Annotated in this window: 16 protein-coding genes; 12 read left to right on the forward strand and 4 right to left on the reverse strand. The window is 61.0% G+C overall.

Features of this window, described 5'->3' with window-relative positions; genetic code table 11:
- Positions 1-98 precede the first annotated feature (98 nt).
- Positions 99-2234, reverse strand: a complete 2136-nt coding sequence (locus GTP46_RS16805; protein ID WP_161007787.1) for an alpha-glucuronidase family glycosyl hydrolase — start codon at positions 2232-2234, stop codon at positions 99-101.
- Between the two features lie 81 nt (positions 2235-2315).
- Here GTP46_RS16805 and GTP46_RS16810 point away from each other — a divergent pair, with 81 nt between their 5' ends.
- Positions 2316-3422 (forward strand): endo-1,4-beta-xylanase, encoded by a 1107-nt coding sequence (locus tag GTP46_RS16810; protein WP_161007788.1) that lies wholly within the window; start codon positions 2316-2318, stop codon positions 3420-3422.
- On the opposite strand, the gene GTP46_RS16815 is transcribed toward GTP46_RS16810, so the two are convergent.
- From GTP46_RS16815 to GTP46_RS16825, 3 genes are read right to left on the reverse strand one after another with little or no spacing between them, the layout of a single operon-like run.
- A complete protein-coding gene (locus GTP46_RS16815; protein ID WP_161007789.1) occupies positions 3423-6287 on the reverse strand; it encodes a glycosyl hydrolase 115 family protein in 2865 nt (954 codons plus the stop codon).
- 6 nt (positions 6288-6293) lie between these two features.
- Entirely contained in the window at positions 6294-7898 is a 1605-nt protein-coding gene (locus tag GTP46_RS16820) for a glycoside hydrolase family 43 protein (RefSeq protein WP_202414311.1), read from the reverse strand.
- The gene (locus tag GTP46_RS16825; protein WP_202414312.1) at positions 7895-9073 is read right to left on the reverse strand and encodes an SGNH/GDSL hydrolase family protein; all 1179 of its coding nucleotides are present in this window, start codon (positions 9071-9073) and stop codon (positions 7895-7897) included. Before GTP46_RS16825 ends, GTP46_RS16820 begins: the two co-directional genes overlap by 4 nt.
- Positions 9074-9181: 108 nt before the next feature.
- Between GTP46_RS16825 and GTP46_RS16830 the strand changes: the two genes are divergently transcribed.
- The 11 genes from GTP46_RS16830 to GTP46_RS16880 all read left to right on the forward strand — a co-directional run bounded on the left by GTP46_RS16830 (position 9182) and on the right by GTP46_RS16880 (position 22397).
- Positions 9182-10555 carry an enolase C-terminal domain-like protein gene (locus tag GTP46_RS16830; RefSeq protein WP_161007791.1) on the forward strand — a complete coding sequence of 458 codons (1374 nt, stop codon included), beginning with the start codon at positions 9182-9184 and terminating at the stop codon, positions 10553-10555.
- 14 nt (positions 10556-10569) lie between these two features.
- The gene (locus tag GTP46_RS16835; protein ID WP_371869681.1) at positions 10570-11757 is read left to right on the forward strand and encodes a fumarylacetoacetate hydrolase family protein; all 1188 of its coding nucleotides are present in this window, start codon (positions 10570-10572) and stop codon (positions 11755-11757) included.
- Between the two features lie 28 nt (positions 11758-11785).
- Entirely contained in the window at positions 11786-12565 is a 780-nt protein-coding gene (gene xylB, locus GTP46_RS16840) for a D-xylose 1-dehydrogenase (RefSeq protein ID WP_308495432.1), read from the forward strand.
- Positions 12562-13437 carry an SMP-30/gluconolactonase/LRE family protein gene (locus tag GTP46_RS16845; protein WP_161007792.1) on the forward strand — a complete coding sequence of 292 codons (876 nt, stop codon included), beginning with the start codon at positions 12562-12564 and terminating at the stop codon, positions 13435-13437. Before xylB ends, GTP46_RS16845 begins: the two co-directional genes overlap by 4 nt.
- 7 nt (positions 13438-13444) lie before the next feature.
- Positions 13445-15220 carry an IlvD/Edd family dehydratase gene (locus GTP46_RS16850; RefSeq protein WP_161007793.1) on the forward strand — a complete coding sequence of 592 codons (1776 nt, stop codon included), beginning with the start codon at positions 13445-13447 and terminating at the stop codon, positions 15218-15220.
- 28 nt (positions 15221-15248) lie between these two features.
- Positions 15249-16253 (forward strand): D-xylose ABC transporter substrate-binding protein, encoded by a 1005-nt coding sequence (xylF, locus tag GTP46_RS16855; protein WP_161007794.1) that lies wholly within the window; start codon positions 15249-15251, stop codon positions 16251-16253.
- A 9-nt stretch (positions 16254-16262) separates the two neighbouring features.
- The gene (gene xylG, locus GTP46_RS16860; RefSeq protein WP_161007795.1) at positions 16263-17789 is read left to right on the forward strand and encodes a D-xylose ABC transporter ATP-binding protein; all 1527 of its coding nucleotides are present in this window, start codon (positions 16263-16265) and stop codon (positions 17787-17789) included.
- 14 nt (positions 17790-17803) lie between these two features.
- A complete protein-coding gene (locus GTP46_RS16865) occupies positions 17804-18943 on the forward strand; it encodes a sugar ABC transporter permease (protein ID WP_161007796.1) in 1140 nt (379 codons plus the stop codon).
- A 30-nt stretch (positions 18944-18973) separates the two neighbouring features.
- On the forward strand, positions 18974-21349 hold the full coding sequence (locus tag GTP46_RS16870) for a glycoside hydrolase family 3 N-terminal domain-containing protein (protein ID WP_161007797.1): 2376 nt from the start codon (positions 18974-18976) through the stop codon (positions 21347-21349).
- A gap of 89 nt (positions 21350-21438) precedes the next feature.
- A complete protein-coding gene (locus tag GTP46_RS16875; RefSeq protein ID WP_161007798.1) occupies positions 21439-21915 on the forward strand; it encodes a VOC family protein in 477 nt (158 codons plus the stop codon).
- 113 nt (positions 21916-22028) lie between these two features.
- Positions 22029-22397: a response regulator gene (locus GTP46_RS16880; protein ID WP_161007799.1), complete on the forward strand. Its 369-nt coding sequence runs from the start codon at positions 22029-22031 to the stop codon at positions 22395-22397.
- The last annotated feature ends 3 nt before the right edge of the window (positions 22398-22400 follow it).

The raw sequence follows: 22400 nt of genomic DNA on the forward strand, positions 1-22400 counted from the left end.
TTAGTTTTATGTCGCTATATAACATCATGTACCAGTAAATGGTAACGCAACCATTTCAGTGTAGAGCGAGTCATAAGACAAGTCAAACGGGATTTTTGTTATCCGCGTCCCGGTGCGTATGGATAGCGCAGGGCTTTGTAGTATTCGAGCGGATGCGCAGGGGCTTGCACGCCGGGCGGCAGAGGAAGGCCGGAAACCGATTGGAAGTACGCGATGCAGGCGTCGCGCCACAAGATGGCATTCTGTGTTTGTCGCACCAGCCGCTGTTCGACTTCGGTGTAGCGGCGTGTGTCGATGAATGGTTTTAGTGCGGTCCAGCGTGCGTGTAATAATTTTGTATCGGCGACGCCTTTGTCGTATCGAGCCAACAGTTCGGCCCATAAAGTGCGGCCCGACGGCATCGCATAATCCCACGGCAGATGATGGAACCACAGCAGCAGTTGCTGCGGCGTGGTGTGTGGATCGGCGTACTGACGCGCGATCTCCGGCGCGTATTGCTCAAGTGCGTTGCTGCCTATTGCTGTGCGGTTGAAGCCTATGCCGTTGCGGTCCGCGCGGTGATAGTAGACGGGATTCCAGTCCGGACGTTCGAGATTGTCGACCCACGGTGCAGGTCCGAAGTGGTGGCTGGTGCCCATCATGTGATGCAGGCCCAGTGGCGTCATGTAGTTCACCACTGTTTCGCGCGACATCATCAGCATCTCGGTGACTGGCGTAGTCACGCGCTGGTCCGGACCGAAGGTGAGGGCGGCCCATTCGATGGCGATGTCGCTTGCTGTCGCTTGCGGATTCCATGCGAGTTTGCCGAAGGCGTACCAGTTGGCCTGGTCGAAGTGCGAGCCGGCCCAGTTACGGTCGCTGCCGATGTTGGCCACTCCGGCCATGCCGCTCAGGGTTTGCGCGACGGTCTTGCCGGTCCTGGTGTCGCTGTCCAGTGTTTCTTCGAACAGGGTGCCGAGGTAGGCGAGGTCGGTGGAGTAGCCGAGGTACTCCTTGGTGATCTGGAACTCCATCATCAGCGGTGTTTTCGGCATCGCTCCGAAGAGTGGATGGAATGGCTCGCGCGGCTGGAAGTCGATGGCGCCGTTCTTCACTTGTACCAGTACGTTGGCGGCGAATGTGCCGTCGAGCGGCTTGAATTCTTCGTAGGCTTGTTTGGCACGGTCGTCGGCGAGGTGCGCGCCTTTTGGTGCATAGACGAAGGCACGCCACATAACGATGCCTTTGTGCGGTGCGACGGCGGCGGCCAGCATGTTGGCGCCGTCGGCGTGGGTGCGATGGTAGTCCTGCGGGCCCGGTTGGCCTTCGGAGTTAGCCTTCACGAGGAAGCCACCGAAGTCGGGGATGGACTTGTAGATTTCGTCGGCCTTTTTGTTCCACCATTGCTGGACTTCAGGTGCGAGTGGATCGGCGGTGCTGGTTTCGTGTAGCTCCAGCGGCGTGGAGAAGCGGGCGGACAAGTAGACCTTGATGCCGTAGGGGCGCAGGATGTCTGCCACGGCGGCGGCTTTGGCGATGAAGGGGGCGGTCAGGATTTCCGGTTTGGAGTTGACGTTGTTGAGCACCGTGCCGTTGATGCCCAGCGAGGCGTTGGCGCGGGCGTAGTCGGTGTAGCGCTGGTCTTTGATATCCGGCAGCGCCCACCAGTCCCAGATCGATTGGCCAGCGTAGCCGCGTTCCACGGTGCGGTCCAGGTTATCCCAGTGATTCAGTAAGCGCAGTTGTAGCTTGGGCGCGGACGATGCAGCACGCATGTTGCCGATAGCGGCTTCGCGCAGCCAGGCGAAGGCGCCGTAGAGCAGGCCGATGTCGGTGTTGGCCGCGATAAGTGTCACCTGGTGGCCTTGCATGCGCGTCTGGCGCAGTAGATAGCCTTCGTCGCCCAGCGTTGCCAACTCGGTGCGCAATGGTGACGCGGTGTCGGCCAACGCCGGCAAGCGCGCGGGCGTGGCGAGCAGCAGAGCGCCATCGCCGATGCGCGCGGTGTGGGCCGGAGCACGTCCCATCGTGCCGGACAAGCCCTTATCCAACTCCGCCAGCGCCGCATCCGTCGTCGGTGATGAAGCGCCTGCCAGAACGATGCTACGAGCCTGCGCCTGCACACGCTGTTGCGAGGCGCGTTCCAGTGGCCGATAGCGCAGCCACAAATCGTAGCCATCTTCGTCCGCGCCAAAAGCGGTAGCGGCGAGCGAAAGCAGCAGCGCCGTCAGGGCCGCGTGCACGAAAAAACGCATGATGTCTCCATTTTTATGTTAGCGTAACCATTTCATTATGCCACGATGTTAATGAATAATTTAAACTAAGAAGGAGACACCATGACGATATCTCGTCGCAGCTTCATGGCGCTGATGGCTGCCGCCAGCGCTATTCCCTTGCACGCTGCAGAAATGCAGGAACCCCTGAAAACACTGGGTAAACGCAAAGGTATCAATATCGGTAACGCCATTGGCGGCGGCTACTTCCGCGATCCAGCCTACAAAGCCTTGATGGCGCGCGAGTGCAATATGCTGGTGGCGGAGAACGAAGGGAAGTGGGGCGCGCTGCAGCGCGTACCGGGCCCGCCCAACTTCGCGCCGGCCGATGAGATGTATGCATGGGCCAAAGCCCAGGGCATGCTGGTGCGCGGGCATAACTTGGTTTGGCAGGAAAGTAAATGGATGCCGAAGTGGGTAAATGAATACGACTTCGGCGCGCAGCCGGCAAAAGCGGCGGAAGCGCTGCTGCGCGAGCATATCATCGCCGTGTGCGATCACTTCGGCGATGCGATTTATAGCTATGACGTGGTGAATGAAGCAGTGGATCCGGCCACTGGCGGGATGCGCTCGAATGTGTTCACGCAGCGTCTCGGCGCGGTGGAGCAGATCGATCTTTGCTTCCGCCTCGCCCACGAGCGCGCGCCGAAAGCGCAACTGGTCTACAACGATTATATGCGCGGTGATGAGGGCAGCGCCAAGCATCGCGCCGGTGTGCTCAAGCTGCTGCATGATCTGAAATCTCGCGGCGCGCCGGTACATGCACTGGGCCTGCAAAGCCATATCGGTTCGTGGGACGATAGCAACGGTGCGACTTACCAGCGTGACTGGCGCAAGTTCCTCGATGAGGTAACGGGCATGGGACTGGATCTGCTGATCACCGAGTTCGATGTGAACGACCGCAAGCTGCCGGCCGACGTGAAAGTGCGCGATGCTGGCGTGGCGGCGTTGGCCAAGGATTATCTGGATGTGACCTTCAGCTATCCACAGTGCCGCGACTTCCTAATGTGGGGCATGTCGGATAACGCCAGCTGGCTACAGGGATGGGACGAGGCACCGCGCACGGATGGGCAGAAGCAGCGTCCAACGCCGTTCGACGACCAGTTGCGCGCCAAGCCGCTGCGCGACGCGATTGCAGGTGCAATCAACGCCGCACCAAACCGAACTTGATTATTTACGCGGACTCTCCGGCGGCCCAAGATAACTCGGTTTCTGGCCGCCGGCGTTGACCACCAGTTTTTGCAGCACCAGCCCTGAATCCAGCGCCCAGAACTTGAGCGTATGCTTGCCGGGCTGGCCGATCTGGTGGCGCGAAACCAGTACCGTTGCGCCATCGGACACCGAACGCTCCCAGGCCTTTTCGCTAGCATCCGCATGCACGTTGATGATTTGCGGCGCCTCGTCGTCAAACGAGATCGCATAGCGCAAGCCTTCGCCGGGCTGGAATTTCTGCGTTGGCGCCAGCGTGGTTTGCACTTCGAATTTGCCAGCGCTGAATAGCTGCATTTCATACTCCAGCCGCATGGCCGGCGCAGCATCGGCCGGCGCATCCACCGGTAGCACTGTCATGCCGGACAAGGTACGGCCATGATCCGGCACTTTCAGCCAGGTGCGCGGGCCGGCCGCCACCGCTCGCGTGTAATGCTCCGCTTCCATGGCAACCACGCCATTGGTTTCGATAAAGCCCGTCATCGCTGCCGTGCCCTCCGGCTTGTGCAGCGGGACCTTCACCACTGTCTTGCCGCCGGCACCGCTGATGTTCAGCGTCGCGGTGCGCACACCTTCCGGCACGTCAGTCCAGCGCACACCTACCATCACGCGCTGTTCGCGTGCGACTTTGCCGGTTGGCTTATCCAGCGTAATCCAAGGTTCGCTGGCCACGACCTTGTAATCGAACGGCTGCTGGCCGCGATTGAAAATATCAACAAAGCGAGTACGCTGATCGAAGACATCCAGTGCGGGCAGCGAGAGCGCATCGCCGCCCGGTCCAGGCCATGCCTGCTCGCTGCCTTCCACTGCCACGCCCATATCGGCAGCTTTCGGCAGCTGTATCTCCGTCACAGGCGGCATCACATTGCGCTGCGGATGGTTCCAGTAGGTGTAGCCCAGGTGCGTTTGCGACATCATGTGATTCCATTTTCCGCCGCTGATGTCTTCGTGATAGCGGCGCACCAGTTCTGCATCTTCCGCGAACAGCGCGCGCGCACGCGCCGCCAGATCGTTGGTGGATGCGCGTCCCTGCAAGCCGTACAAGCGGTTCATGCCTGCGGTGACGTACAACTCGTTCATCACCGCACCAGCCTTCGCCGGATACAGCACCAGCTGATAGAACGCATCGCGCTTCGCTGCAGGCAGCGCAGCCGAAATCTTCTCGGCCCGGGCCGCAATCGACTTGTACTCGTCAACGATGCGTGCCGCCTCGTTATAGTTCACCAGACTGTAGGTATCCGCCTCCAGTTGCTCGGGCTTGCGGCGGCCGTTGTACTTGGCGTACCTGGCGACGATGTCTGCGATGTCGTCTGCATATTCTGGTCCGAACTCGCGTGTCGCCCACAGTTTCAGGTAATCCGGCAGGCGTTCGGCCGGCCATGCCGCAGGATTCCACGCATACGTCAGGAAGAACTCAATCGGTACCTCCATTGGTTTCAGGTCGCCGACATTGACTATCCACATGCGGTTGGCTTGGTACTGCCATGCCAGGTGCATCTGCTCCCACACTTTCGGCAGTGGCGTTACGTTGATCCACTTGTAAGAACGCGGGCCGCCGACATAATCGAAGTGGTAGTAGATGCCCGCGCCGCCGCTGCGTTTGCGCTCTTCCGGCGTTGGCAGGCGGCGGATATTGCCCCAGTTGTCGTCGCACCACAGCAGCATCACGTCGTCCGGCACACGCATGCCTTTCTCGTAGTAGTCCTGCACTTCCTTGTACAGCGCCCATATCTGCGGCACTTTGGTGACGTCAGGATTGATCTCCTTCGCGATGATGCTGCGCTGGTCGCCGACGATGCGTTCCAGCAGCGATACGTTGGCATCGCGCGACATCGGCTCATCGCCATCGCCGCGCATGCCGAGCGTGATCAGTTTTTCCTGGCCTTGGGAGGTGCGCAGGCCTTGGGTCCAGAATTCGCGTAGCTTCTCGCCGCTGCGATTGTAGTCCCAGGGCTGGCCGCCGCCGTAGCGCCGCCACTCGTCGTGCGCGCGCATCATCGGCTCGTGGTGCGAGGTGCCCATGACGATGCCGTAGTCGTCGGCGGTTTTGCCGTTCAATTTATCATCATCGTAGAAAGCCTCACCCCACATGGCGGGCCACAGGTAATTGCCGCGCAGGCGCAGTATTAGTTCAAACACCTTTGAATAGAACTGGTGATTAAAGCCGCCGTAATGCTGCTTAGCCCAGCCGGTTAATGCCGGCGCTTCGTCGTTCAGGAAAATGCCGCGATACTGCACCACCGGCGCATCGCTCACTGCCGCTTCAGCCGATGCGTAGACGTTGGCATGCTTCGCCGCCGGCACGTCGGCCCACCAGTTCCATGGCGAGACGCCGATCTGCTCGGACATTTCATAAATTCCGTAGACGGTGCCGCGCTTGTCGCTGCCTGCGATCACCAGTGCGCGTTCCACGCCCGGCAGCGGTTTGCGCAGAGTTTGCACTTGCCAGCCTTCCCATTTTCCTTTAATGCCCGAGACATCCAGCTTACCTTCTGCCACCAGCTTGTCGATCAAGGTGCTTTTGCCGACCGTACCGATAATGATCACGTCCGCGCCGGATGGCTTGCCGCCAGTGTTGAGCGCCGGCCATACGGCGCTGACACGTGCGATATCCGCTTGCAGGTCACCCGCCGCGCGCACCACGCCGGGGTAATCGGCGGCATCGACGTACAGGCGCGCAGCCTGGCCATTGCGCACCAGCGCCACTGCATCGGCAGGCGGCGTGTCGAACCACGCCAGTTTTTTCTGGCCCAGCGCTTGCGCGGGCAGGGCGTGGGAGAGCAGGGCCAATAACATGGCCCCAGCGGCGATAACACGTTGTCTCATTTTGTTTTATTTTTCCAGTGGCTGGTAGTCGAACCATGCAAAATCTGCGGCAGACATGGCTTGCTGCCGGGCGCCTTCGGCGTACATGCCGATAAAGACGCCGGTAAATCCGCCAGCCGCTTCCGACGACAGCGCAGCAGTTGGCAAAGAGCCGACCTGCTTGAGCGGCTCGCCGCCCACGCTGTAACTGAATTCATAGCGGGTGGCCCACGACTCCACTTGCAGCACGACGGGACCAGCCGGCAACGGTGCCGTGGCCTGCAGCGAAGTGACGCCGCCGGTGCGCGCCAGCAGTTCCAGCCGGCGCTGCGGCGTGCCGGTCACGCGCAATTCGTAGTAATTGTTTTCGTTCTGGCGCAGCACCAGGCCTGCGGCATGTGTGGCGGCGGATGGTTCGAACTCCAGCTGCGTTGCAGCGCGCATGCGCATGTGTTCCTGGCGGCGGGCGATGAAGGCCGGCTGCGCGATGTCATTCATGGTGACGCTGCTGCCTTTCAGGCGCAGATAGCCGGGACGTTCGGCCAGTGACCACAATCCGTCGCCGGGGCCACGCAGTTGCGACCATTGCAGGCCAAGCTTGGGTGTGTTGAAATCGTCGCGCACCGGTTCTGAAGGCCATGGCGTGGACGGCGGCAGTCCATTGGCCGGCATCTCCAGCGACAGCGGGCGACCATTGTTCACGGTTAGCCAGCCCTGGTCGTTCCATGCGGCAGGTGCGAGCAAAGTTTCGCGCCCGAGGTGGTGCTGCTGCGCGACCGGACGGATGCCAAGCAGTGGCACCCACCATTTGCCTTCCGGCGTTTGTACAAGGTCGCCGTGGCCGGTGGCTTGCAGCGGCAGGTCAGGATGGCCGCGATGTGTGAGTATCGGATTGGCGGGGTTGGCGATGAACGGTCCCCACGGCGATGATGCGCGGGTCATCGTCAGGCTGTGGTTATATGAGGTGCCACCTTCGGAGATCATCAGGTAGTACAGGCCATCGTGCTTATATAAATGCGGGCCTTCCGGCCATACGCCGCCGGTGCCTGGCCAGACCAGGCGTGGTTGTTCCAGCAGCTTGCCGGCCTTGAGGTCAATCTCCGCCTGGTACACACCGCCGTGTTCCCCGCCGCCGTGGCGCGTGTAATAGACTTTGCCATCGTCGTCGAAGAACAGCGATGGATCCATGGCGAAGCTTGGATCGTTGAGCCACACTGGTTCCGACCATTCCCCAGCCGGGTCTTTGGTATGAACATAAAATGCGCCGCCACCCTCCATATTAGTGGTGACCATATAGAACTCGCCTTCGTGGCAGCGCAACGTCGGCGCGTAGATGCCCTGCGAACTACGGGTGTGTGCCAAATTGAGTTGGCTCACGCGCGTGAGCGCGTGGCCGATCTGGCGCCAGTGGACCAGGTCCTTGCTGTGGTAGATCGGCACACCGGGGAAGTATTCGAAGCTGCTAGTGGCCAGGTAGTAGTCGCTGCCAACCCTGCAGATGCTAGGGTCGGCGTGAAAGCCGCTCAGTATCGGATTGGTGTAAGTTGCTGTCGGCGCAGCCATTGCGGGACCAGCCAGCGAGATGGCCGCCAACAGGGCGGACAGCGTTTTGCGCGCGGGTAGGGCCATCATTTCGCAGCTCCGCATTGCTTGCGCAGCGCGGCCAGCGGCACGGTTTCCGCCAGCGCGCGGTAGCCGGCAAGCGATGGGTGCAGGTGGTCGCCGGAATCGTAAACTGGTTTGATGCGGTCTGGCCGTGCGGGATCACGCAGCGCGGCGTCGAAATCAGCCACCGCGTCGAACACGCCGGAAGTGCGTATCCACTGGTTCAATTGCTGGCGGTCCGCCTCGTTTTCCGGCTCGGGATGATAGTAGTCGCTGCCGACATATGGCGTGACCGTGGCGCCGATCAGACAGATTCCATGGGCTCGCGCGCGTTCGGCCAGCTGGCGGTGCGCCAGTTTCAGGTCGGCCAACAGCTGTTGACGGTCAGCCTGCGTATCCGGCGTGTTGCGATGCTGGCCGCCGAGATCATTCACGCCGGCCAGCACCAGCGCGTGCGTGACGCCGGCTCGCGACAGCACGTCGCGCTCGAAGCGCGCCACTAGATTCGGACCCAGGCCATCGCGCAGCATGCGCCCGCCGCCGATGCCCGCATTGACCACGCCCAGTGCCAGGCCGTTATCACGCAGGCGCGCTGCCAATACGTCCGGCCAGCGGGTGTTGGTGTCGGCCGGAACGCCATAGCCGTCGGTGATCGAATCGCCGATAGCTACCAATGCGCCAACCTTGCGCGGCGCCAGCACCTCGACATCACTTAGCGCATACCAGCGCGTGACTTTGGCCGCGTCGTCCCATGCCGCGTCGTTCACGCGGTTGCCCTTGGCGAGGAAAGTAGTGGCGCGTGCGCCGGGATGGCCGGTTTGGCGCGCCGGTGCTTCTTTAAAATAGAGTGATACTGCGACGTCGGCGGCCGGTTTGAGCGTCATATTGACCGCATCGCTGTAGTATTCCGCGCCGGCTGGAATCATGACCGAGCTGCGTCCATCGAAGGTGAGGGCGCGCGGCGCGCCGGCGCTGGCGACCATCACGCTGGCTGCATCAAGCATCAATGGTGCGGTGCCGTATGCATTGCTGATGCGGACCCGGAACTGCTTGCCGCCCAGAGTGAGATGCAGCACTTGGCGGATACTCCCATCGCGCCAGTATTCAGCTGCCAACTCATTGGCCGGCTCCGGGATTTGCTGCGCCGCACCCCAACTCGCCACCCAGTGCGAGGCCGGTTCTGCAGCCGGTGCATGCATCATAAAGGCCGCAAGGACGGCGCCTAAACTGCTGCGTAATGCGTGTTGACTTGATCGCATAAATCCTTCACACTCATAAAATGTTAGCGCTATTCATTTTAGGGTAAAGAGATGGTACATGCAACAAAAACGCCGGATGCAGGCAGTCCGGTTATAACGGAGATGCGGGTAATCCCGGTAGCAGGTCACGATAGCATGCTGCTTAATCTGTGCGGTGCGCATGCACCGTATTTCACCCGTAACCTGGTGCTGCTGAAAGATAGCGCCGGCCACACCGGCATGGGCGAAGTGCCGGGCGGCGCTGGCATCCTGCGCGCGCTACAAAACGCCGTGTCGCTGGTGGTGGGTACCTCGATTGGCCGCTACAACCGCACCTTGAACAGCATCCGCGCATCCATCAGCGGCCAGCACCAGGTTACCGATGCCGCCGAAGCCGAAGTCCTGAAACAGCCGCACGAAATCAATCTGCGCCTTGAGAATGTGGTCACCGCCGTGGAAGCGGCGCTGCTCGACCTGCTGGGCCAACACCTGAATGTGCCGGTGTGCGAGCTGCTGGGCGCGGGCCAGCAACGTGACAGTGTGCCGATGCTGGCCTATCTGTTCTACATCGGCGACCGTAATCGCACCGACCTGCCTTATCTGAGCGGCGAGGGAGCATCCGACTGGTATCACCGCCGCAACCAGGAAGCGATGACGCCAGCCGCCATCGTGGAACTGGCCGAAACCACCGTCGCCAAATACGGCTTCCGCGACTTTAAGCTGAAAGGCGGCGTAATGCATGGCGCCGAGGAGATGGAAGCCATTGCCGCCATCAAGGCCCGCTTCCCCGAGTCGCGCGTGACGCTGGACCCGAACGGCGCATGGTCGCTGCGCGAAGCGATAGACCTGTGCCGTGGCCAGGGCCACATCATGGCCTACGCCGAAGACCCGTGCGGCCCGGAGAATGGCTATTCCGGCCGCGAGATCATGGCTGAATTCCGCCGCGCCACCGGCATCCCGACCGCCACCAACATGATTGCCACCGACTGGCGCCAGATGGCGCACTCGCACTTGCTGGGCGCAGTCGATATCCCGCTGGCCGACCCGCACTTCTGGACCATGCAGGGTTCCGTACGGCTCGCGCAACTGTGCGACGATTGGGGCCTGACCTGGGGCTCGCATTCGAATAATCACTTTGATGTATCGCTGGCGATGTTTACCCACGCTGCCGCCGCAGCGCCGGGCAAGATCACTGCCATCGATACCCACTGGATCTGGCAGGAAGGGCAGGAACGCCTGACCCGCGAGCCGCTGAAAATCGTCGGCGGCGAGGTGAAGGTGCCACAAGCACCGGGCCTTGGCATCGAACCGGACATGGACCGCATCGAGGCGGCCCACGAGCTTTATAAAAAAGTCGCCACCACGGCGCGCGACGACGCGATGGCGATGCGCTATTTAGTACCTGGCTGGACTTACTCCCCTAAAAAACCAAGTCTTGGACGTTAATTCAAGGAGACCCTGTGAAAAATACCCTGAAACATGCGCCGGTGCTGTCGCACCTCCCCGCCGACCTGCCCGATGCACTGCTGGTTGGCCGCGTATGGCGTAGTGACGTCAATGGCCCAAGCGTGGTCGTAGTACGCAAAGGCGAAGTATTCGATATTACGGCACACGCGCCGACCGTCTCGGACCTGCTGGACCGCGATGATGTGGTGGCGTTTGCCCACTCGGCGCAAGGTGAATCGCTGGGCCGCGCGGAAGCGCTGGTTGAAGCGGCGCTGGTCGGCACTGATAACGTGCCGGTCCGCCTGCTGGCACCGTGCGATGTGCAAGCCATCAAAGCCTGCGGCGTAACTTTCGCCGTCAGCCTGCTGGAACGCGTGATTGAAGAGCAAGCGGGCGGCAATCCCGCCAAGGCCGACGAACTGCGCGCCTCGCTGCTGAAAGACATCGGCGCCGACCTGTCGGCCATCAAACCTGGCTCGCCGGAAGCGGAAAAACTGAAGCAGGAATTCATCGCGCGCGGCGCCTGGTCGCAGTATATGGAAGTGGGCATCGGCCCTTACGCCGAAGTGTTCTCCAAGTCGCAGCCTATGTCGGCGGTGGGCTTCGGCGCGGACGTCGGCCTGCACCCTGAATCGAAATGGAACAATCCTGAGCCTGAAATCGTGCTGGCCGTGAACAGCCGCGCGGAAGTCGTCGGCGCTACGCTGGGGAACGATGTCAACCTGCGCGACATCGAAGGCCGCAGCGCGCTGCTGCTAGGTAAAGCCAAGGATAACAACGCCTCTTGCGGCGTGGGTCCGTTCATCCGCCTGTTCGATGAGCGCTTCACCATCGACACCGTGCGCAATGCAGAACTGCGCCTGGTGATCGAAGGCGCGGAAGATGGCTTCCGCCTCGACGGCGAGAGCCGCATGCGCCAAATCAGCCGCGATCCGCTGGACCTGGTCGCTCAAACCAGCGGCGCGCACCACCAATACCCGGATGGCTTCATGCTCTTCCTCGGCACCATGTTCTCGCCGATTAAAGACCGTGGCGCGCCGGGAGCCGGCTTCACCCACAAGCTGGGAGACCGCGTCAGTATCAGCAGTCCGTCGCTCGGCATGCTGGTGAATCACGTTTATCTTAGCGACGCAGTCACGCCCTGGACCTTCGGCGTGCGTGCCCTATATCGCAATCTGGCCCAACGCGGCCTGCTCAACTAAAAACAACGTATCACTGGAGAGAATATATATGGGCCAACCATTGGTCTACGCGACTTACCCGGACCTCGCCGACAAGCGGGTCCTGATTACCGGTGGCGGCACCGGCATCGGCGCCGGCATCGTGGACGCCTTCGTTCAACAAGGTGCGCAGGTGTTCTTCGTCGACATCGCGGCCGAAGCTTCGCAACAGCTGGCAGATAGCCTGAAAGGCGGCAAGCATGCACCGGTGTTCTTCCATTGCGACCTGACCGACCTCGATGCGCTGTCCAACGTGATCGCGCAAATCGAGAAAGACCATGGCGCGATTGAGATCCTGATCAACAACGCTGCCAACGATCACCGCCATCAAGTGCAGGATGTCACCGCCAAGTACTGGGACGACAGCCTGGCCGTCAACCTGCGCCACCAGTTCTTCTGCGCGCAGGCCGTGGCGCCGGGTATGAAGAAGGCCGGCGGCGGCGTGATCCTGAACTTCGGTTCGATCTCGTGGCACCTCGCATTGCCTGAGCTGACGCTGTACATGACTGCCAAAGCGGCCATCGAAGGGCTGACGCGCGGCCTGTCGCGTGACTTGGGCAAGGACGGCATCCGCGTCAACTGCGTAGTTCCGGGATCGGTGCTGACGCCACGCCAGAAGGCGCTGTGGCATGACGAAGAAGGCGGCCAGGCCATCCTCTCCGCACAGTGCTTGCCAGAGCCGGTCGAAACCGAGGACATCGCCGCGATGGTGCTGTTCCTGTCGTCGAACAATGCGCGCCGCTGCTCCGGCCGCGATTATTTCGTAGACGCCGGATGGTATGGAGCATGAACCTCTACCAGCCTGAGTGCATCTGGTCGCTGGGCGCGACCCTGGGTGAAGGCCCGGTATGGCACCCGGAAGACAAGGCGCTGTACTTCGTCGACATCAAGCAGCGCGCCATCCACCGTTGCGCAGAAGACGGCAGCCGCCGTCAAAGCTGGACGGTGCCGGCCGAAGTGGGCTTTGCCTTGCCGATGCACGGCGGCGATTTCGTGTGCGGCCTGCCGGGCCGCATTGAACGCTTCTCGTTCGAGACCGGCGAGCTGACGACCATCCACGAGCTGGAATCGGACTTGCCGGGTAATCGCCTCAATGATGGCTACATCGATCGCCACGGTGCGCTGTGGTTCGGCTCCATGGATAACGCCGAAGTGGCGGCCAGCGGATCGTTATATCGTTTGAGTGGCAATCAACGCATGCTGCGCATGGACAGTGGCTACATCATTACCAACGGTCCGTGCGTCAGCCCGGACGGCCGCACCTTCTATCACACCGACACGCTGGAAAAAACCATCTACGCGTTCGATCTTGATGAAGAGGGCGAGCTGTCCAACAAGCGCGTGTTCGTGCGTATCGAAGGCAGCGGATACCCGGACGGCACGGCGGTGGATGCCGACGGCGCGCTGTGGGTCGGCCTGTTCGCCGGTGGGCGCATCGAGCGTTATGCCGCATCGGGCGAATTGCTGGACACCGTATCGATGCCGTGTTCGAATATCACCAAGGTCACTTTCGGCGGCGAGGATTTGCGCACCGTGTTCGTGACCACGGCCCGCAAGGGTTTGACGGACGAAGAATTAAGCCGCGAGCCGCTGGCAGGGGGCGTATTCAGCTTCCGCGTGGCCTCGCCGGGACAACTGCAGCACTTGTATTTACCAGAATAGGCACTTTATGAGCACCCAATCGCGTCGCTACCGCTCGCAGGACTGGTTCGATAATCCGGACCACATCGATATGACCGCGCTGTATCTCGAGCGCTTCATGAACTATGGGATCACGCCGGAGGAACTGCGTTCCGGCCGTCCTATCATCGGCATCGCTCAATCGGGCAGCGATATCAGCCCGTGCAACCGCATCCACTTGGAATTGGCCAAGCGCGTACGTGACGGCATCCGCGATGCGGGCGGCATTGCGATGGAATTCCCGCTGCATCCAATCTTCGAAAACTGCCGCCGTCCTACCGCTGCGATTGACCGCAACCTGGCGTATATGGGCCTGGTCGAAATCCTGCACGGCTACCCGATCGACGCGGTGGTGCTGACCACCGGCTGCGACAAGACCACGCCGTCGCAGCTGATGGCTGCAGCCACCATCGACATTCCTGCCATCGTGCTGTCCGGCGGTCCGATGCTGGACGGCTGGCTCGATGGTGAGCTGGTAGGTTCCGGTTCGGCGATCTGGAAAGGCCGCAAGCAGCTGGCCGCAGGCAAAATCGATAACGAAAAGTTCCTGGAAATCGCTGCCGCCTCGGCGCCATCGGCGGGCCACTGCAACACCATGGGCACCGCATCGACCATGAACGCCATCGCCGAAGCACTGGGCATGTCGCTGACCGGCTGCTCGGCGATTCCTGCGCCTTACCGCGAACGTGGCCAGATGGCTTACGAAACCGGTAAGCGCATCGTTGAAATGGCCAAGTTGGACCTGCGTCCGTCGCAAATCCTGAACCGCGATGCCTTCCTCGACGCGATTGTGGTCAACGCCGCCATTGGCGGATCGACCAACGCCCAGCAGCACATCGTCGCGATGGCGCGCCACGCTGGCGTGGAACTGAAGTCCACCGACTGGATGGAATACGGCCACAAAGTGCCGTTGCTGCTGAATATGCAGCCGTCCGGCAAATTCCTCGGCGAGCGGTTCCACCGCGCGGGCGGCGTGCCTGCCGTGATGTGGGAACTGGAGCAGCAGGGCAAACTGCGCTCCAACCGCCTCACCGTCACCGGCGCCACCATGAAAGAGAACCTGGTGAACCGCGAGACCAACGACCGCGAAGTGATTTACCCGTTCAATGCGCCGCTGAAGGAAGACGCAGGCTTCTTCGTCCTGAAGGGCAACCTGTTCGACTTTGCCATCATGAAGACCAGCGTGATTTCGCCGGAATTCCGCCAGCGCTACCTGAGCAAGCCCGGTCAGGAAAATGTGTTTGAATCACGCGCCATCGTGTTTGACGGTTCTGGCGATTACCACGACCGCATCAACGATCCGGCGCTGAACATTGACGAGGACTGCATGCTGGTGATCCGTGGCGCAGGCCCGATTGGCTGGCCAGGTTCGGCGGAAGTCGTGAACATGCAACCGCCGGATGCGCTGATCAAGCGCGGTGTGAACTGGTTGCCGACGCTGGGCGACGGCCGTCAGTCCGGCACCTCGGACAGCCCGTCGATCCTGAACGCCGCGCCGGAAAGCGCAGTCGGTGGTGGCCTGGCCTACATCCGCACTGGCGACACCGTCCGCGTGGACCTGAACCAAGGCAGCTGCAATATGCTGATCAGCGACGAGGAACTGGCCAAGCGCAAAGCCGAAGGCATTCCGCCGATACCAGCCAGCCAGACGCCGTGGCAGCAGCTGTATCGCTCCACCGTCGGCCAGATGGATACCGGCGCCTGCATGGAACTGGCACTCGAATACAGGGGAGTGGGGCAGAATCTGGCGCGCCACAACCACTAATATCAAAAAATAACAGGAGACGAAACAGATGAAGAAGATTGTAGCCAGCGCCGTACTCGGCGCCATGATGGCACTGGCCGGCGGCAGCGCCATGGCCGACGCCAAGAACCCGAAGATCGGTTTCTCGATCGACGACCTGCGCCTGGAACGCTGGGCGCGCGACCGTGAGTACTTCACCGCAGAAGCGGAGAAGCTGGGCGCCAAGGTGTTTGTGCAGTCGGCTGACGCTAGCGAACAGCGTCAGATCTCGCAGATCGAAAACCTGATCTCGCGCGGTGTGGACGTGCTGGTTATCGTTCCCTACAACGCCACGGTGCTGAACAACGCCGTGCGCGAAGCGAAGAAGGCCAAGATCAAAGTGGTGTCCTACGACCGCCTGATCCTGAACGCCGATATCGACGCCTACATCTCCTTCGACAACGCCAAGGTCGGCGAGCTGCAAGCCAGCAGCCTGGTGGCCATCAAGCCAAAGGGTAACTACTACCTGCTGGGCGGCGCGCCGACCGACAACAACGCCAAGGTGCTGCGCGAAGGCCAGCTGAAAGTGCTGCAACCGCTGATCGACAAGGGCGACATCAAAGTGGTGGGCAAGCAGTGGACCAAGGACTGGAGTGCGTCGGAAGCGCTGTCCATCGTGGAAAACGCGCTGACCGCCAACGGCAACAAGATCGACGCCGTGGTCGCATCCAACGACGCCACCGCCGGCGGTGCGATTCAAGCGCTGGCTGCACAAAAGCTGGCCGGAAAAGTGCCGGTCTCCGGCCAGGATGCCGACCTCGCCGCCGTCAAGCGCGTGATCGCCGGAACGCAGGCCATGACCGTCTACAAACCGCTCAAAATAATCGCTACCGAAGCGGCGCGCCTGTCGGTGAAGTTGGTGCGCAACGAAGCGCCGGCCTTCAATGCCAGCTACCCGAACGGCATGAAGAACGTCAGCACGCTGCTGCTGGCGCCGATCGCGCTGACCAAGGCGAATGTCAACGTACTGTCTGACGACGGCTTTTACACCAAGGCCCAGCTGAGCGCCAACTAAGGAATCAGCATGGCCGAATATCTTCTGGAAATGCGCAACATCGTCAAGGAGTTTGGCGGTGTGCGCGCTTTGAACGGCATCGACATCAAGCTCAAAGCCGGCGAGTGCGCTGGTTTGTGCGGCGAGAACGGCGCCGGCAAGTCGACGTTAATGAAAGTGCTGTCCGCCGTGTACCCGTACGGTACCTGGGACGGCGAGATTGTCTGGGATGGCAAGCCGCTGCAGGCGCAGTCGATCCGTGAGACCGAGGCGGCCGGCATCGTCATCATTCACCAGGAACTGATGCTGGTGCCTGAATTGTCGGTGGCGGAGAACATCTTCCTCGGTAACGAGATCACGCTGCCGGGCGGCCGCATGGACTACGCGGCCATGAACCGTCGCGCCGAGGAGCTGCTGAAAGAGCTGAACATCAACGATGTGAACGTGGTGCTGCCGGTGAAGCAGTACGGCGGCGGCCACCAGCAGCTGATCGAGATCGCCAAGGCGCTCAATAAAAATGCGCGCCTGCTGATTCTCGACGAGCCTTCGTCTTCGCTGACCGCGTCCGAGATCAAGGTGCTGTTGGCGATTATCCATTCGCTTAAAGCCAAGGGCGTTACCTGCGTCTACATCTCGCACAAGCTGGATGAAGTGGCGGACATTTGCGACACCATCGTGACCATCCGCGACGGCCAGCATATCGCCACCACGCCGATGTCGGAGATGAATATCGACCGCATCATCGCACAAATGGTGGGCCGCGAGATGACGCAGTTGTACCCACAGCGCGAGCATACGCCGGGCGAGGTGGTTTTCGAAGCCCGTAACGTGACCTGCTACGACGCCGATAATCCTGAGCGCAAGCGCGTGGACAATATCTCGTTCAAGCTGCGCAAGGGCGAGGTGCTGGGCATTGCAGGACTGGTTGGCGCGGGCCGCACGGAGCTGGTATCCGCCATCTTCGGCGCGTATCCGGGACCGAGCGAGGCGGAGGTGTATCTCAACGGCGTCAAGCTCGATACCAGCACGCCGGTCAAGGCCATCCGCAACGGCCTGGCGATGGTGCCGGAAGACCGTAAGCATCACGGCATTGTGCCGGACCTGGGCGTGGGTCACAATATGACGCTGGCGGTGCTGAAGGATTTCGCACGCGCCACGCGCATCGACCAGGAAGCCGAGCTGGCAACCATCCGCCAGGAGATCAAGAGCGTCAAGCTGAAAACTTCCAGCCCGTTCCTGCCGATTACCGGCCTGTCCGGCGGTAACCAGCAAAAGGCGGTGCTGTCCAAGATGCTGCTGACCAAACCGAAAATCCTGATTCTCGATGAACCGACGCGCGGTGTGGACGTCGGCGCCAAGTTCGAGATCTACCAGCTGATTTTCAATCTGGCGAAACAGGGCATGTCGATCATTATGGTGTCGTCGGAACTGGCCGAAGTGCTGGGCATTTCGGACCGCGTGCTGGTGATCGGCGAGGGCAAACTGCGCGGCGATTTCGTCAACGATAACCTGAGCCAGGAAACCGTGCTGGCTGCGGCGCTGGATCAAGCGCACTGATTTTAGGACTACTCATGAAAAGTAATTTGAAACAGCTGTTCACGCAGTACAAGATGCTGGCCTTGCTGATTGCGGTCGCATTGATCTGGGCTTTCTTTAGCTATCACACCGAGGGTGGCTTCGTCACGCCTCGTAACCTGTCGAACCTGATGCGCCAGATGGCGATTACCGGCATCGTCGCTTGCGGCATGTCGCTGGTGATTATCGCCGGTGAGATTGATTTGTCGGTTGGTTCGCTGCTTGGCCTGCTGGGCGGCGTGGCTGCGGTGCTGGATGTCACGCACCATTTGCCGCTGCCACTCACGCTGGTTGTGGTACTGGTGGTGGGTCTGGCGATAGGCCTGTTCAACGGTTACCTGACTGCGTATCTAGGCATTCCATCGTTCATCGTTGGCCTGGGTGGCATGCTGGCCTATCGCGGCATCGTGCTGGGCGTGACCGGTGGCACCACCATCGCACCGGTATCGGACGATATGGTCTACATCGGTCAGGCCTATCTGTCGCCGACGCTGGGCATTGCGCTGGGCTTCCTGTTGTTCCTGGTGGCCGTGTACCTGATCTTCGCGCAGCGCCGCAGCCGCGCAACACACGCGCTGGAAGTGGCGCCGGTGTGGCGTGACGCCGCCAAGCTGGCCGGCCTGGGCGTGGTACTGGCGGCTTTCGTGGTCACCTTCAATTCGTATGAGGGCATTCCGCTGCCGGTGCTGCTGCTCCTGGCGCTGCTGGGTATATTCAGCTACGTCACCACGCAGACCGTGTTTGGCCGCCGGGTGTACTCGGTCGGTTCGAATATGGAGGCGACCCGCCTGTCCGGCATCAACGTCAAATCGATCAAGCTGTGGATCTTCGGGATCATGGGCCTGATGTGCGCATTGGCTGGCTTGGTGAATACCGCACGTTTGGCTGCAGGTTCGCCATCGGCTGGTACTTCAGGCGAACTGGATGCGATTGCGGCGTGCTTCATCGGCGGCACCTCGATGCGCGGCGGTTCGGGCACCGTTCACGGTGCGCTGATCGGCGCGCTGGTGATGGCGTCGCTGGATAACGGCATGTCGATGCTGGACGTGGACACGTACTGGCAAATGATCGTCAAGGGCGCGATTTTGACGCTCGCTGTCTGGGTGGACGTCAGCACCCGTGCAGGCAAACGATAAAACAAAATAAATCCAAGGAGGAGACAACGCATGACCAATCACCGTAGGCAGTTCCTTACTTCCGTGTCCGGCCTGGCCGGGATGACCGTGCTGCCGGCGTTTGCCGCCACCGCGCAAGCGCCGTACAAGAATGCGTCGCTGCCGCTCGAAAAGCGCGTCGACGACCTGCTGGGCCGCATGACGCTGGAAGAAAAGATCGCACAGATGCAGTGCACCTGGCAGGCGAAGACCGAGATGCAGGACGCCAAAGGCGAGTTCTCGGCGTCCAAGGCGCAGAAGGCTTATCCGAACGGTTTGGGTATGATCGCCCGTCCGTCGGACCGCCAGCTGGGACAGGCCGCAGGCGCGGGCGACACCGGTGCGCAGAAGAACCGCAATGCGCTGGAAACCGCTACCTACGTCAACGCCATCCAGAAATGGGCGGTGGAACAGACCCGCCTCGGCATCCCGCTGTTCATGCACGAAGAAGCGCTGCATGGCTACGTGGCGCCGGATGCGACCTGCTTCCCGCAGGCGATTGGTATTGCGTCGTCGTTCGATACGGATTTGACCACCAGGATTTTCAGCGTGGCCGCACGTGAGATGCGCGCACGCGGCGCCAACCTGGCGCTGGCGCCGGTGGTGGACGTGGCGCGTGAACCGCGCTGGGGACGTATCGAGGAAACCTACGGTGAAGATCCGCATGTCTGCGGCGAGATGGGCAAGGCGGCGATTCTTGGTTTCGCCGGCACCAGCCCCAAGCTGGCCAAGGACAAAGTGTTCGTCACGCTGAAGCACATGACGGGCCACGGCCAACCGGAAAGCGGCACCAACATCGGCCCTGCGGAAGTCAGCGAACGCACGTTGCGCGAGGAGTTCTTCCCGCCGTTTGAAAAAGCGATCAAGGAAGCGAATGTGGGTTGCGTTATGCCGTCGTATAACGAGATTGGCGGTGTGCCGTCGCACGCCAACCACTGGCTACTGCACAAAGTGCTGCGCGAAGAGTGGGGCTTCAAAGGCATCACGGTGTCGGACTATTTCGGCATCAATGAACTGATTACGCGCCACAAGCTGGCGGCGACGCCGAAGGAAGCGGCCTACCGCGCCATCAAGGCAGGCGTGGATGTGGAAACGCCGGACGGTTTGGCCTACAAGGAGTTGGGTGCGCTGGTGAAGGAGAAGCGCATCTCCGAAAAAGAGATCGACGTCGTGGTGCGTCGCATCCTGACCATGAAATTCCAATCCGGCTTGTTCGAGCAGCCGTATGTGGATGCCAATGCGGCTGACGGCCTGACCGCTGCGCCGGACGCTGTCGCGCTAGCCCGCGTGGCCGCGACGCGCACGCCGGTGCTGCTGAAGAACGACAAAGGCCTGCTGCCGCTGGACGGCAAGAAGGTCGGCAAACTACTGCTGATCGGCACCCACGCCAAGGACACGCCGATAGGCGGCTACTCGGATATTCCGCGTCATGTGGTGTCGATTCACGATGGCCTGGAAGCTGAGGCCAAGGCGCAGGGCTTCTCGCTGTCGTACTCGGAAGGCGTACGCATTACCGAGAGCCGCGTGTGGGGCTCGGACGAAATCAAATTCGTGTCGCCGGAAGTGAATGCAAAGCTGATCGCCGATGCGGTGGAAGCGGCCAAGTCGGCCGACACCATCATCATGGTGTTGGGCGATAACGAGCAGACCAGCCGTGAGGCGTGGGCCGATAATCACCTCGGTGACCGTGATTCGCTGGACCTGATGGGCCAGCAGAATGATTTGGCGCGCGCCATCTTCGCACTGGGAAAACCGACTGTGGTGTTCCTGCTGAATGGCCGTCCGCTGTCGGTCAACCTGCTGGCCGAGAAGGCTGACGCCATCATCGAAGGCTGGTACATGGGTCAGGAAACCGGCCACGCTGCGGCCGACCTGCTGTTCGGCCGCGCCAACCCGGGCGGCAAGTTGCCGGTGTCGATTGCGCGTAGTGTCGGCCAGCTGCCGATTTTCTATAACCACAAACCTTCGGCGCGCCGTGGTTATATCGATGGTTCGACCAAGCCGCTGTATCCATTTGGCTTCGGCTTGAGCTACACCACGTTTGCGATTTCCGAACCGCGACTGGCCAAGGCCACCATCGGCGTGAACGAATCGACCAAGGTGGAAGTGGATGTGACCAACACTGGCAAGCGTACGGGCGATGAAGTGGTGCAGATCTATATCCGCGACGATGTAAGTTCGGTCACGCGTCCGGTGCTGGAGCTGAAGGCGTTCAAGCGCGTTACGCTGCAGCCGGGTGAGAAGCGCACGCTGAGCTTTGATATCAAACCGTCGGACCTGTGGTTCTACAACACCGAGATGAAGCGCGTGGTGGAGCCGGGCAGTTTCACCATTCACGCCGGTCCGGATAGCGTGAACCTTAAATCGACTAAGCTGATGGTCAGCTAAGAAGTGTGCTGCGCCTAGTCCCAACGCTGTAAAATCGCCGCAACGGCAGTCATTCTGGCTGCCGTTGCGGCGAACAGAGGAGAGGGACGATGAAGAACAAGAACACGCTTTGCCTGTGGTACGACCAGGACGCGGAAGAAGCCGCGAACTTTTACGCCCGCACGTTTCCCGACAGTGCGGTAGGCGCAGTCCATCGCGCACCGTCCGATTTCCCGGGAGGGAAAGCAGGACAGGTGCTGACGGTGGAATTCACTGTGTGCGGCATTTCCTGCATGGGCCTTAACGGCGGCCCAATCTTCAAGCATAGCGAAGCATTCTCCTTCCAGATCGCCACCGATGACCAGGCCGAGACCGATCGCTATTGGGACGCCATCGTCGGCAACGGCGGAGTGGAAAGCGCATGCGGCTGGTGCAAGGACAAGTGGGGCCTGTCATGGCAAATCACGCCGCGCGCGCTGACCGATGCGATGTCCCAAGGCGGTGACGTCGCCCAACGCGCCTTCCGCGCCATGATGGAAATGCGCAAAATCGACATCGCCAAAATCGAAGCGGCCGTACGCGGCTAGCATCTGAAGATACAGCAGCCTTGTCGTACGTCAGGAAGGTACGGTAGCGAACATACCACTGTTCCACACATTGCTAGGATGGCTACACGAATTCAAACAATGTGAGGCATATCATGGCAAGCACGCAGCAGGTATTAGTAGTGGACGATAACGTCGACGTCGTGGAGTCCTTGTCGGCCTTATTGGCATGCCAGGGTTACGAAACTGCTGCCGCCCATAACGGCTATGAAGCCTGCGACTGGGTGCGTGAGGCGATGCCGAAGGCCATCATCATGGACCTTGGCATGCCTTGGATGGACGGATTTAGCGCCGTGAGTGCGATTCGCAGAATTCCCGGTGCGCAGTCGCTTCCGATCATTGCGTTGACGGGATCTGCAGACCGCGATTCGGCCCGCAAGGCCGTGGCAGCGGGCTTCACACAGCACTTTTCAAAGCCGCTTAACTTCGACCATCTGAACCAGTATCTCAATAACTTGAGTTAAGTT

Source organism: Duganella flavida (assembly GCF_009857445.1).
In the GTDB taxonomy this organism is placed as follows: domain Bacteria; phylum Pseudomonadota; class Gammaproteobacteria; order Burkholderiales; family Burkholderiaceae_D; genus Rugamonas; species Rugamonas flavida.